This is a genomic window from Pseudomonas sp. Irchel 3E13 (assembly GCF_900187455.1).
In the GTDB taxonomy this organism is placed as follows: Bacteria; Pseudomonadota; Gammaproteobacteria; order Pseudomonadales; family Pseudomonadaceae; genus Aquipseudomonas.
The window spans coordinates 36,698-48,847 of sequence record NZ_FYDX01000023.1 but is presented as its reverse complement, the minus strand read 5'-3'; the positions used below and the strand labels follow the sequence as shown (position 1 = coordinate 48,847).

The following is a 12,150-nucleotide window of genomic DNA, read 5'->3' as shown; positions in this document are numbered from 1 at the left end:
CCTCAGGCCGTGGCCAGTGCCATGATCGATTCCGGCGCCACCTGCTCGCCGTCGAGAATTCCCTGGCAAGCGCCGCGGGCCATGACCATCACCCGGTGCGACAGGCCGATCACTTCGTCCAGGTCGGAGCTGACCACCACCACCGCCGCGCCCGTGGCGGCGAGGTCGGCGATCAACTGATAGATCGCCGCGCGGGCGCCCATGTCGATGCCGCGGGTGGGCTCGTCGAGGATGATTACCCTCGGCTCGCGGGCGATCCATTTGGCGATCACCACCTTTTGCTGGTTGCCGCCGGAGAGCTTGTCCAGGTGCTTGCCGGGGTCGCCCTTGACCCCGAGGCTGGCGATCCGCTCGCTGGCGAAGGCGTCGATGCGCCGCCGCGACAGCAGGCCGCGCGCACCGAGGCGGTCGAGGTTGCAGTAGGCCAGGTTCTCGGCGATCGAATGATCGAGCACCACGCCCTCGCCCTTGCGGTCCTCGGGCACCAGCACCACCCCGGCGGCAATCGAGGCGCGCACGCCGTCCAGGCGCAACGGCTTGCCGTCCACCCGCACCTCGCCGCCGGCCACCGGATCGACCCCGGCAATGGCGCGAATCACTTCGCTGCGGCCGGCGCCGACCATGCCGGCGATACCGAACACCTCGCCCCCGCGCACCGAGAAGGAAATATCGCGGAAGCGCTGGTTCCGGCACGACAGCCCGCGCACCTGCAGCACCTCATGCGACTGCGGCGCGGCAATGGCCGGGAACAGCCGCTCGATGGAACGCCCGACCATCTGCGCCACCAGGGTGTCCACCGCCACATCGGCGCGCTCATGACGGGCCACCAGATGGCCGTCGCGCATCACCAGCACGCGGTCGGCGATGCGCCCGATCTCTTCCATGCGGTGACTGATGTAGATGAACGACACGCCTTCGCGCTTGAGCACCTCGATCTGGCGGAACAGCAGTTCGGTCTCTTCCGAACCCAGCGCGGCGGTGGGCTCGTCGAGAATCAGCAGGCGCGATTCGAGCGTCAGCGCCTTGGCGATTTCCACCAGTTGCTGGGCGGCGATGCGCAGGTCGCGCACCAGGGTGTCCGGCGAAATATCCAGGCCCAGCCGTTCGAGCTGCACCCGCGCCTCGCGGCGCATGCGCTCGCGGTCCAGCACGCCATGGCGGGTCGGCAGGTGGCCGAGGAAGATGTTCTCGGCCACGCTCAGCTCGGGCAGCAACTGGATCTCTTGGTGGATCATGTTCACGCCAAGGGCGATGGCGTCCTTCGGGCAGGTCGGCGCGTAGGCCTGGCCATCGAGCTGCATGCTGCCGCGGGTCGGGCACAGCGAGCCGGCGATGATCGACGACAGGGTCGATTTGCCGGCGCCGTTCTCGCCCAGCAACGCCACCACTTCACCGCGGCCGATCTCCAGGCTGATGCTCTCCAGCACACTGACGGTGTTGAAGGACATGCCCAGTTGCTCGGCGCGAAACAACGGCGCGTCAACGGTTGTCGGGTTCATGGTCAGACTCCTACGGGTGCCGGGCGATGAAGGCATCGACGTTGTCGCGGGTGGTGACGAAGGCCGGCAGCAACTGGCGCTTCTCCACCGTCTGGCCGGCTTTCAGCGCCACCGCGGTGCGCAGCGCGGTGCGGCCCATTTCCACGGCCTGCTGGGTGATGGTCATGTCCATCTTGCCGTCGCGAACCGCTTCCAGCGCCGCCGGCAAGCCGTCGTAGCCGAAGATCCACACCTTGTGCTCGACGTTGGCGACCCGCACGGCCTGGGCCGCACCGAGGGCCGGAGCGTCCGAACGACCGACGAAAACGTTGATGCCGGGGTGCTTTTGCAGCATGTCCTGGGCGACCTTGAAACCGTTGTCCTGCAGCCAGTCGGTGGGCTTGCGATCGACCACCTGGATGCTCGGTGTCTTCGCCAGCTCGACGTCGAAACCTTCGGCGCGGGTCAGCTCGGTGGTGTCGCCGAGGGTGCCCTGGAGCAGGCCGACCTGCGCCTGCGGACCGGTCAGGCGCACCACCTGGCGGGCCAGTTCGGCGGCGGCGCCGGTGTTGTCGGTGGAGATGTAGGCATCGCATTCGACGTTCTTCGGAAAGTTGTCGACGCACACCACCGGCACGCCCTGCTGCTTGGCCAGGCGCACCGGCACCGCGGACGCCGCCGAGCCGGTGGCGGTGTACAGCAACACATCGATGCCTTTGCTGAGCATGTCCTGAATCTGACTGACCTGGCGCGCCGGATCGGCTTGCGCGTCGGCCACCAGTACCTGGTCGATGCCCAGGCCCTCGGCCTGCTCCATCACGCCGTCACGCACCATCAGGTAGAACACCCATTGCAGGCTGGGGATCGACATGCCGACCTTGAGCGGTTTGCTCTCGGCATGGGCCAGGGCCGGCAAGAGCAGCAACAGGGCAAAAAACGCGCGCACGGGCGCAGAGAAAACGTGCATGGACGCCTCCGGGATTTATTGTGGTTGTGAGGAGCTTGTGGGGGTCAGGCGTTCTTGCGTTTCATCGCATCGAGCATCACCGCGGCGGCGATCACCGCGCCGATGATTACCTGCTGGACGAAGGGTGAAATCCCGGCGAGGTTCAGGCCGTTGCGCAGCACGCCGATGATCAGCACGCCGACCAGGGTCCCGGCCACGCTGCCGACGCCGCCCTTGAGGCTGCCGCCGCCGATCACCACGGCGGCGATCACGTCCAGCTCATAACCGACCCCGGCACCGGCGCCGGCGGTGTCCAGCCGCGAGGTGAGGATCACCCCGCCGAGCGCCGCGGTGATGCCGCAAATCACATAGACGATGGCGGTGTGGGTCTTGACCCGGATGCCGGACAGCTTGGCGACCTTGGCGCTGCCGCCGATGGCGTAGAGGCTGCGTCCGGCCACGGTAAAACGCATGACGAACCAGAACAGCATGGCGAGCACCACGAAACAGGCCACGGTCAGCGAGATGAAGCCGGCGTAGCGGATGATCGACAAGTTGCCGAACCATTCGGGAAAGCCGCTGATCTGGGTGCCGTCGGTGACCATATAGGCGACCCCGCGGGCCATCGACATCATCGCCAGGGTGGCAATGAACGACGGCAATCCGGCTCGCACCACCAGGCCGGCGGTGATGCCGCCACAGGCGGCGCCGGTGAGCAAGGCGGCGCCGATCGCCAGGCCCATCGGCAGGCCGAGCACCCGTTCGGCCCAGCTCATGACCATGATCGACACGGCCAGCACCGCGCCCACCGACAGGTCGATGCCGCCGATCAGGATCACCAGCGTCATGCCCAGCGCCATGATGCCGAGCACGGTCACCTGATCGAGGATATTCAGGAGGTTGCCGAGGGTCAGGAAGGCGTCGGTGGCAAGGCTGAGCACCAGACACAACAGCAGCAGGCCGAGCAGCGGGCCGGTGATGCCGGACGCTTGCGCGGAAAGCTTGAGGGAGGGCAGCAGCACGCGCGCCCTGGAACTGAAGCCATACATGTGAACACCACTTCTTGTATTTATTGGAGGGGTACGGTTATTGCAATCAGGCTGCCAGTTCGCGGAAACGCCCACCCATATAAACCAGGGGAGATTCCAGCGACTGGGTTATTACGTTCATGACATTGCCGATAAAGATGGTGTGCGAGCCGTAATCCACTTCCTGGACAACTTCGCAGAAGATCGACGCCTGGGCGTCGAGCAAATAACGCAGGCCGTTTTCACCCACCGCCCAATCGCCATCGACGAAGCGCCGGTCACGCAATTCCGGCTTGCTGAAGATGGCGCACAGCGCCTCGTGCTCGCGTTGCAGCATGTTCACGCAAAACAGCCCGGAGCGCTTGATGATGGGCGAAGCGCTGCTGCTGCGGTTGACGCAGACCAGCGCCGACGCCGGGTCCATGGATACCGAGGAGAACGCGGTAGCGGCCAGGCCGTGGGGGCAGCAGTGCTCGTCGATGGTGGTGACCAGGGTCACCGACGCGGCAAAGCGGCCCATGGCGCTGCGAAACAGATCGGCGACTTCCTGAGTGCCGTTGATTGCTTGACTCGATAGTGCGGACATCTTTCAACTCCTCTTAGCGTTGAGCCTGTCGCCATCTTAGGAGCACGCTGAACAAGCAGGTATTCGAGTTTCCCGGAATGACTTTTCAGCCAGACTGAAAGCTGCGCTTATTTATTCAGGCTTCTTCCATACGGTGATTGCCAGGCTTTAACCAGGCATGAAGAATGGCGTCCGCCATACTTGATGAAACAACCACGAGGAGCACACTTCATGGCCGATAGACTCCAGGACCTGCGCTTGTTCCGGCTGGTGGTACAAGCCGGTTCGCTGTCGATGGCCGGGCGCCAGTTGGGCCTGTCGCCGGCCGCGATGAGCGGCCGCCTCAAGGCCATGGAAGAGTTCTATGGTTTGCGTCTGGTCAAGCGCAACACCCGCGGCCTGAGCCCCACCGCCGAGGGCCTTTATCTGTTCGAGGCGGCGCTGAAGATCCTCGAGGACGTCGAGGCGCTGGACAGCGTGATCCGCGGCGGCAACGCCCAGTTGCGCGGCACCATCGGCGTCACCTGCCCCACCGACCTGGGCCGCCAGTGGGTCAGCCAGTTGGTGGACGCCTTCGTCGAGGAACACCCCCACGTCACCGTGCGCCTGTTTTTCACCGACCGCCTGCTGGACTTCGTCGAGTCGGGCTCGGACATCGCCATCCGCTACGGCAACCTGCCCGACAGCACCCTGGTCGCCCGCTCCCTCGGCGGCGACCGGCGCATCGTCTGCTGCTCCCCCGATTACCTGGCCCGTCACGGCGCACCGCAATCCCCCGAAGACCTGGCGGCGCACAACTGCCTGATCCACCTGCAGGCGGACTTCCCCCAGGACAAATGGCGCTTCACCCGCGACGGCGAAACCTTCTCGGTGCAGGTCAAGGGCAATCGCCTGGTCAACGACGGTTTCACCCTGCGCCAGTGGACGCTGCAAGGGCTGGGCATCGCCTGGAAATCCGTCTGGGAAGTGGCCGAGGACATCCAGGAGAACCGCCTGGTGCCGCTGCTGGAAGACTTCAGTTGCCCGGCCACAGGTTTTCACCTGCTGACCGAAGGCGGCAAGAAACTGCCCCGGCGGGTCAAGGCCTTCGTCGACTTCGCGGTGCGCTATTTCAACGAACTGGACACCCCGGCGCGGCGGCTGCTGACGCCGGTCGGAGCATGACGCTACATTCGCGGTAACTGCGCCAGCTCGGCAAACACCGGCGCCAGCGCCACCAGCATCCGCGCCTGCACCTGCCGGCGCTGTCGGTAAAGGCCGTGTCGCGCCGGGTCCGGCCGGACCCTGCCGCCCGGCGCCCCCGCCGCCCGCAACGCCGCCTCGCGCAGATCACTGAACGTGCCCGCGCCATACCCCGCCAGCAACGCCGCACCCAGCGCCGCCGCCTCGAACCCGCCATGCCGGCGATAGGGCAAACCCAGAACGTCGGCCTTGATCTGGCTGCACGCCTCGCTCGCGGCACCGCCGCCGACCACCAGCACCGCGCCCTCGCCCGAGCACACGCCGGTCGCGAGCATGGCGTCGAGAAAACCGGCGTATTCGTAGGCGGTGGCCTCAATCACCGCCCGCTGCAAATCCGCCAGACAGTGCTGCCAGGACAGCCCGACGAAGGCTCCGCGCCAGTCCGCCGCCAACGGCAAATGGCACCCGCCCATGTGCGGCGCGAACAGCAAGGGCGGCACCGCGCCGTGCTCGCGCAACGCCGCGCTGACTTCATGAGGCGGGCGCACCTGCTCGCGCAGTGACGCCAGCCAGTCGAGATTGAGCCCGCCGCCGCCGACATAAGCGGCGCTGTAGTAAAGGTCCGGCAAGCAGTGGCGCAGGGTCAGCAGGGTCTTGTGCGAGTGGTCGACGGTAAAATCGCGGCGCACCGCGCAGAGCACCGAACCGGTGCCGGCGATGTCCACCAACTGGCCGTCCTCGACCGCGCCGCTGCCCAGCAGGGTCGCCGCGATGTCACCGCAACCGGCATGGACCGGCGTGCCTGCCAGCAGGCCGAGACGCTCGGCGCATGCGCGCGACAATCCGCCGATCCGTTCCCAGGGTTCGACGATTCGCGGCAGATGATCAGCATCGAGGCCAATCGCCCGCACCAGCGCCAGGTTCCAACCCGCAGTAGGTGTGTCGGCGAAGTTGTTGAAGCCCAGGTGAGTGGTGTCGAAAAATGCCTCGCTGCCGTCCAGCCCGGCCAGTTGCAAGGCGACCAGGGCCGAGGGCGTCGTCAGCTTGCACACCTGGCGATAGCGCGCCGGTTGCTGGTCACGCATCTGCAGCCATTTCGCCCCGTGGCCGGCGATCAACTGGCTGCCGGAGCGCTGGATAATCCCGTGTTCGTGGGGGCGCAGCAGGTCAAGGGTGCTGGCGCAGTCCAGGTCCAGCCAGGAATCGCTGGGCCCCAGCGCCTGGCCCCGGGCATCCACCGCGCACAACCCCGCCATTTGTCCGCACACGGCGATCCCGGCCACCTGCCCCGGCGTGCTGCCCGCCTCGGCGAGCGCCTGGGCAATGGCCGTCAGCGCCGACTCGAACAGTGCGTCGAACCCGATGCCCGGCCCGGCCCGCAGCCCCGGCGGAACACCGCCCACCCGCGCCGCGCCGCGCAAATTGCCCTGGGCATCGAGCGCCACCGCGCGGGTGCTGGACGTACCGAGATCGACGCCGATGGAAATGGCCTGACTGCTCACGAACCGCACCTCGACGCCAAGGATGGGAGCACGGCGCTTATTCGACGTGAACGTGCTCGACAAGAAAATCCAGCACCGCGCGCACCCGCAGCGGTACATGGCCATCCTGGCCGACGAACACCGCGTGGATCTCTTCCAGGTCCCCGGGGTTGAACGCTTCCATCACCGGCACCAGCCGCCCGGCGGCGACGTCCTCGCGCACCCGGAACAACGCCAGCCGCGCCAGCCCGCTGCCATTCAGCGCCAACAGGCGCAGCGCCTCGCCATCGCTGGCCTGGACACTGCCGTGGGTAACGATCTTCACCACCTCGCCGCCGTCCAGCAACGGCCAGCCGTTATAGGCCCGCCGGTAATTGGCCGTCAGCAGGTTGTGACGCTGCAGCGCGGTCGGGCTGTCCGGAATGCCATGGCGTTGCAGATAGTCCGGCGAGCCGACGATCACCATGGGCGTCTGCCCCAGCTTGCGCGCCACCAGGCTGGAATCCTTCATCGGCCCCGCGCGCACGGCGATATCGGTGCGCTGACCGAGCACATCGACCACTTCATCGGTGAGCACCAGATCCAGCATCACCTGCGGCAGCCGCTCGGTCATCAACGGCACCAGCGGCAGCAAAAAATGCCAGGCGAACGCCAGGTTGGCGTTGATCCGTACCCGGCCACGGGGCGCGTCCTGCGACGCGACGTTGCGCTCCAGCTCATCCAGATCGGCGAGCAGGCACACGCCGCGCTCGTAATAGGCGCGGCCTTCCTGAGTCAGGCTCAATTGCCGGGTGGAACGGTTGAACAGCCGCGAACCCAGACGGGTTTCCAGGCGCGCGACCAGCTTGCTCACGGCGGAAGGCGTCATACGCAGATCCCGCGCCGCCGCCGAGAAACTGCCCGTTTCCACCACCCGAACCAACACCTCCAGCTCGCCAGAGCGATTGATATCCAGGCGCGCCATGCGTGCTTCACCCTGTCGCAAAAGGGCAAGCGTAGCCGGGTGATGGAGGTGCGGGCAGAGGGGGCTTACTGAAAAGTGTTTTCGGAAAAGGTGAAAGCTGCCTCGCAGGGCCTGAACAGTAGGAGCGAGCTTGCTCGCGATATCAGGCACCTCGACGCCCCCCTGTTGAACCTCACTCCAACGTGATTTTCCCCGCCTCGATCACCTCCCCCCAACGGGTGTTGTCCTGCGCAATCAGTTCGGCAAAGCCTTCAGGCGAGCTGTGTTCGACGCTGATGCCGTTCTGGCCGAAGCGCTCCGCGGTCTGCGGCGCTTTGGCGATGACCTCGATGGCGCCGCTCAATTTCTGCACCAGTTCCGGCGCCGCGCCCTTGGGCAGGACGATGCCGAACCAGCCGGAAGCAACGAACCCCGGCAACCCGGCTTCGGTGGCGCTGGGCACATTCGGCAGCAACGGCGAGCGCTCGGCGCTGCTCAGGACCAGGCCCTTGAGCTTGCCGGCCTGGATCTGCGGCGCGAGCACGGTCAGGGTGTCCACGGCGACGTCGATTTCGCCGCCGAGCAAGCCGGTCACCGCCGGCGCGCTGCCTTTGTACGGCACGTGCAGCAGGTCGGCGCCGGAGAGGTGCTTGAGCAGTTCGCCGGACAAATGGCACAGCGTGCCGTTACCGCACGACGAGTAGCTCAGCGCGCCCGGATGGGCCTTGGCCTCGGCGATCAGGCCCGCCAGCGAGTCGATCTTGCTGCTGGCCTGGACCGCGACCACGTTGGGCACCGAGGCGACGACGGCGACCGGCACGAAGTCTTTCTTCCAGTCGTAGCGCAGGTCTTTTTGCAGGTTGGGCAGGATCGCCAGTTGCCCGGCGGTGGCCAGCGACAGGGTGTAGCCGTCCGGCTTGGCCTTGGCCACGGCCTCGGCGGCGATGGCGGTGCCGGCGCCCGGTTTGTTGTCGACCACCACCGGCTGGCCGAGGGAGGCCGACAGTTGCTCGGCATAGTAGCGGCCGACAGTGTCCGCCGCGCCACCCGGCGGGAACGGCACGATCAGGGTCACGGCGCGGCTCGGGTAATTGTCGGCCTGGGCCAGGCCGGTGATGCCCAGGGCCAGGGCGGCCAGGGCGAATTTCAGGGGTTTGGCGAGTTTCATGGGCGGTTCCTGGAACAGAGGGATCGGAGAAGGATTCAGTCTTCGCTGAAGGCTACCTGGCGGGTGGCGCGAACCCGTGGCGAGAGCATCAGCACCACCACCAGCACGCAGATGATCAACAGGGTCAGGCTCAGCGGACGGGTGACGAACACCGTCGGGTCGCCCCGCGAGAGCAGCATTGCCCGGCGCAGGTTTTCTTCCATCAGCGGGCCGAGCAGGTAGCCCAGCAGCAGCGGCGCCGGCTCGCAGCGCAGCTTGATGAACAGGTAGCCGAGCAGGCCGAAAGCAACGGTGAGCAGCACGTCGAACAGGCTGTTGTTGACGCTGTACACGCCGATGCAGCAGAACAGCAGGATCGACGGGTACAGCAGGCGATACGGCACCGCCAGCAAGCGCACCCAGATGCCTACCAGTGGCAGGTTGAGCACCAGCAGCAGCAAGTTGCCGATCCACATGCTGACGATCAGGCCCCAGAACAACTCGGGACGGTCGTCGATCACCTGCGGGCCGGGGACGATGCCGTGAATCATCATGGCCCCGGCCATCAGCGCCATGACCGCGTTGGACGGCAGGCCCAGTACCAGCATCGGGATAAACGAAGTCTGCGCACCGGCGTTGTTCGCCGATTCGGGGCCGGCGACGCCTTCGATGGCGCCCTGGCCGAAGCGCTCGGGCTGTTTCGCCAGGCGCTTTTCCACCATGTACGAGGCGAACGAGCCGAGCATCGCCCCGCCGCCGGGCAGCACGCCCAGCAGCGCGCCAAGGCCGGTGCCGCGCAAGATCGGTTTCCAGCTACGGCGGTAGTCTTCTTTCGACGGCAACAGGCTGCCGACCCGCGCCACCTGCGGCACGCCGCCGTGGTCGCGTTCGAGGTTGGCGATGATTTCGGCGATGCCGAAGATGCCCATGGAAATCACCACGAAACTGATGCCGTCGCTCAACGCCGGAATGTCGAAGGTGAAGCGCTCGACGCCGGAATTGACGTCGGTGCCCACCAACCCGAGCAGCAACCCGAGCAGGGTCATGGCCACGGCCTTGAGCACATCGCCCTGGGCCAGCACGATCGCCGCCACCAGGCCGAGCAACATCAGCGAGAAATATTCCGCGGGGCCGAATTTCAGCGCGACTTCCGCCAGTGGCGTGGCCGCGGCGGCCAGCAGCAGGATCGCCAGGCTGCCGGCGATGAACGAGCCGATGGCGGCGATCGCCAGCGCCGCCCCCGCCCTGCCCTTGCGGGCCATGGCGTGGCCGTCGAGGCAGGTGACCACCGAGGACGACTCACCCGGCAGGTTGACCAGGATCGCCGTGGTCGAGCCGCCGTACTGCGCGCCGTAATAGATACCCGAGAGCATGATCAGCGCGGCGGCCGGGGTCAGGCCGTAGGTGATCGGCAAGAGCATGGCGATGGTCGCCACCGGCCCCAGGCCCGGCAGTACGCCGACCAGGGTGCCGAGGGTGACGCCGAGCAGGCAGTACAGCAGGTTGTTCAGGGTGAAGGCGGCTTCGAGGCCGATACCGAGGTGGTCGAGCAATTCCATGATCCGTCCTCAGACCGGCCAGGCCGGCAGGTTCAGGCCGAGCCCGTAGGCGAACACCAGCACACTGAACAGCCCCAGCACACAGCCGAGCACGGTCAGTTCGGCGAGGTTGGCGCGGCGCCGGGCCAGGCCACTGAGCAGGGTCATCAACAGCGTCGAAAGCCCGAGGCCAAGGCTCGGCAGGAGCAAGGCGAACGCCACCACGCTGCCGCCGATGGACAGGCCCACCCGCGCCTGGAACAACTCGCCGAGCGCCACCCGCTCGCGGGACAGCGCCAGCCCGCGCACCAGCAGGGCAACGCCCAATCCGCACAGGGCCAGGCTCACCAGCCAGGGAAAATAGCCGGCGCCCATGCGCATGGCGGTTCCGGTGGCGTAGTCGCCGCCGATCACCAGGCCGGCGCTGCCAAAGCCGAGAAACAGCAGGCCGGCGAGGACTTCGCGAGCATCGAGAAGCAGGGATCGCGCTTGAGTGGTGCGCAGAGCATCGGACACGGAGCATCTCCAGGTGCCTTGGCAAGGCACGGTGGCGGACGATCCGCGCGTGCGGTCTCGTGGGTTTCAGCGTGAAAGAAAGACAATCAGGCGCCGCGTTGTGCCTCGCGGGCGGCGACTTTGGCGCGGGTCAGCGGCAGCAGTTCGCGGCCGTAATCCTCGGCGTCGTTGACCGGGTCGAAACCGCGAATGAGGAAGGTGGTCACGCCAAGGTCGTAGTAGGCCAGCAAGGCGTCGGCCACCTGCTCCGCGGTGCCCACCAGCGCGGTGGAGTTGTGCCCGCCGCCAACCAGCGCGGCGATGCCGGTCCACAAGCGTTCGTCGACCCGCTCGCCCTGGGCGACGGTATCCAGCAGGCGCTGGGCGCCGACGCTTTGCGGCTTGTTGGCGATCACCGGGCCGGAGCGCTCAAGGCGCTGGCGGGCCGTGGTGAGGATGGCGTCGGCCTTGGCCCAGGCGGCGTCTTCGGTCTCGGCGATGATCGGCCGGAACGACACGCTGAACTGGATTTCGCGACCGTGCCGGGCCGCCTCGGCGCGCACGGCGGCGATGGTTTCGCGGGTCTGCGCCAGCGACTCGCCCCACAGCGCGAAGACATCGGCGTGCTTGCCGGCCACTTCCAGCGCCGCCTGCGACGAGCCGCCGAAGTACACCGGCAGGTGCGGTTTCTGCAGCGGCTTGATCGCCGAGAAGGCGTTCTGCGCCTGGTAGTGCGTACCGTGGTGGTCGAACGGCTGCTCCGCAGTCCAGACCTTGCGCACCACGTCGAGGAATTCATCGGTGCGGGCGTAGCGCTGGTCGTGCTCCAGATAGTCGCCGTCCTTGCGCTGCTCGCCGTCGTTGCCGCCGCTGATCACGTGCACCGCCAGGCGGCCATCCAGCAGGTGTTCCAGCGTCGCCAGCTTGCGCGCGGCCAGGGTCGGGGCGACGAAGCCGGGGCGGTGGGCCAGCAGAAAGTTGATGCGCGAAGTCGACAGCCCGGCCAGTGCGGTGACCAGGAAACCGTCCGGCTGATCCGACCAGTAGCCCACCAGCAGACGGTCGAAACCGGCGTCTTCGTGCACTTGGGCAAAGCGGGTGATGTACGCCTTGTCGAAGATCGGGCCGCTGGCGTCGAGGGTTTCCGAAGACAGCCGATGGCCGATCATGCCGATGAATTGAACGCTCATGCTGGGGGCTCCTTGAGGCGGATGAGAAAGCTTGATGGTTATAGAAGGCGCTTTCTTCAAAACGAACGCTTATAAGCTAACGATCAGCTCCTCCGTTGTGAAATTCTTTTCCGGCATAAGCTAATATAAAAAATAAAGAATAATATTTGATCTTTAA

The 12,150-nt window shown here is 66.5% G+C and carries 11 protein-coding genes; 1 reads left to right on the top strand and 10 read right to left on the bottom strand.

What is annotated here, in order from left to right; translation table 11 throughout:
* Window positions 1-2 precede the first annotated feature (2 nt).
* Genes CKW37_RS29645 through CKW37_RS29630 form a run of 4 tightly spaced genes read right to left on the bottom strand, consistent with a single transcriptional unit; the run spans window position 3 to window position 4,038 of the window.
* Window positions 3-1,499 (bottom strand): sugar ABC transporter ATP-binding protein, encoded by a 1,497-nt coding sequence (locus CKW37_RS29645; RefSeq protein ID WP_095159660.1) that lies wholly within the window; start codon window positions 1,497-1,499, stop codon window positions 3-5.
* 10 nt (window positions 1,500-1,509) lie between these two features.
* Window positions 1,510-2,445, bottom strand: coding sequence for a substrate-binding domain-containing protein (locus CKW37_RS29640; RefSeq protein WP_095159659.1), 936 nt, complete (start codon window positions 2,443-2,445; stop codon window positions 1,510-1,512).
* A gap of 44 nt (window positions 2,446-2,489) precedes the next feature.
* On the bottom strand, window positions 2,490-3,473 hold the full coding sequence (locus CKW37_RS29635) for an ABC transporter permease (protein WP_095159658.1): 984 nt from the start codon (window positions 3,471-3,473) through the stop codon (window positions 2,490-2,492).
* Window positions 3,474-3,519: 46 nt separating this feature from the next.
* Window positions 3,520-4,038, bottom strand: coding sequence for a flavin reductase family protein (locus CKW37_RS29630; protein WP_095159657.1), 519 nt, complete (start codon window positions 4,036-4,038; stop codon window positions 3,520-3,522).
* Window positions 4,039-4,248: 210 nt separating this feature from the next.
* On the opposite strand from CKW37_RS29630, the gene CKW37_RS29625 reads away from it, so the two are divergent.
* Entirely contained in the window at window positions 4,249-5,181 is a 933-nt protein-coding gene (locus CKW37_RS29625; RefSeq protein WP_177454496.1) for a LysR family transcriptional regulator, read from the top strand.
* Window positions 5,182-5,183: 2 nt separating this feature from the next.
* Here the strand turns inward: CKW37_RS29625 and CKW37_RS29620 are convergent, their stop codons facing one another.
* From CKW37_RS29620 to CKW37_RS29595, 6 genes are all read right to left on the bottom strand, one after another.
* Entirely contained in the window at window positions 5,184-6,701 is a 1,518-nt protein-coding gene (locus CKW37_RS29620; RefSeq protein ID WP_159985344.1) for an FGGY-family carbohydrate kinase, read from the bottom strand.
* Between the two features lie 37 nt (window positions 6,702-6,738).
* Window positions 6,739-7,644 carry a LysR family transcriptional regulator gene (locus tag CKW37_RS29615; protein WP_095159655.1) on the bottom strand — a complete coding sequence of 302 codons (906 nt, stop codon included), beginning with the start codon at window positions 7,642-7,644 and terminating at the stop codon, window positions 6,739-6,741.
* 172 nt (window positions 7,645-7,816) lie between these two features.
* On the bottom strand, window positions 7,817-8,791 hold the full coding sequence (locus CKW37_RS29610; protein ID WP_095159654.1) for a tripartite tricarboxylate transporter substrate binding protein: 975 nt from the start codon (window positions 8,789-8,791) through the stop codon (window positions 7,817-7,819).
* 35 nt (window positions 8,792-8,826) lie between these two features.
* On the bottom strand, window positions 8,827-10,329 hold the full coding sequence (locus CKW37_RS29605) for a tripartite tricarboxylate transporter permease (protein ID WP_095159653.1): 1,503 nt from the start codon (window positions 10,327-10,329) through the stop codon (window positions 8,827-8,829).
* 9 nt (window positions 10,330-10,338) lie between these two features.
* On the bottom strand, window positions 10,339-10,824 hold the full coding sequence (locus CKW37_RS29600) for a tripartite tricarboxylate transporter TctB family protein (RefSeq protein WP_256587890.1): 486 nt from the start codon (window positions 10,822-10,824) through the stop codon (window positions 10,339-10,341).
* Window positions 10,825-10,910: 86 nt separating this feature from the next.
* Complete coding sequence (locus tag CKW37_RS29595; protein ID WP_095159652.1) at window positions 10,911-11,993, bottom strand: LLM class flavin-dependent oxidoreductase; 1,083 nt, start codon at window positions 11,991-11,993, stop codon at window positions 10,911-10,913.
* Between the last annotated feature and the right edge of the window lie 157 nt (window positions 11,994-12,150).

Bases quoted from the DNA above. Each gene is read 5' to 3' on its own strand.
- CKW37_RS29605 (WP_095159653.1), bottom strand. From the start codon at position 10,329: ATGGAATTGCTCGACCACCTCGGTATCGGCCTCGAAGCCGCCTTCACC.
- CKW37_RS29640 (WP_095159659.1), bottom strand. From the start codon at position 2,445: ATGCACGTTTTCTCTGCGCCCGTGCGCGCGTTTTTTGCCCTGTTGCTG.
- CKW37_RS29630 (WP_095159657.1), bottom strand. From the start codon at position 4,038: ATGTCCGCACTATCGAGTCAAGCAATCAACGGCACTCAGGAAGTCGCC.
- CKW37_RS29645 (WP_095159660.1), bottom strand. From the start codon at position 1,499: ATGAACCCGACAACCGTTGACGCGCCGTTGTTTCGCGCCGAGCAACTG.
- CKW37_RS29625 (WP_177454496.1), top strand. From the start codon at position 4,249: ATGGCCGATAGACTCCAGGACCTGCGCTTGTTCCGGCTGGTGGTACAA.
- CKW37_RS29610 (WP_095159654.1), bottom strand. From the start codon at position 8,791: ATGAAACTCGCCAAACCCCTGAAATTCGCCCTGGCCGCCCTGGCCCTG.
- CKW37_RS29615 (WP_095159655.1), bottom strand. From the start codon at position 7,644: ATGGCGCGCCTGGATATCAATCGCTCTGGCGAGCTGGAGGTGTTGGTT.
- CKW37_RS29635 (WP_095159658.1), bottom strand. From the start codon at position 3,473: ATGTATGGCTTCAGTTCCAGGGCGCGCGTGCTGCTGCCCTCCCTCAAG.
- CKW37_RS29595 (WP_095159652.1), bottom strand. From the start codon at position 11,993: ATGAGCGTTCAATTCATCGGCATGATCGGCCATCGGCTGTCTTCGGAA.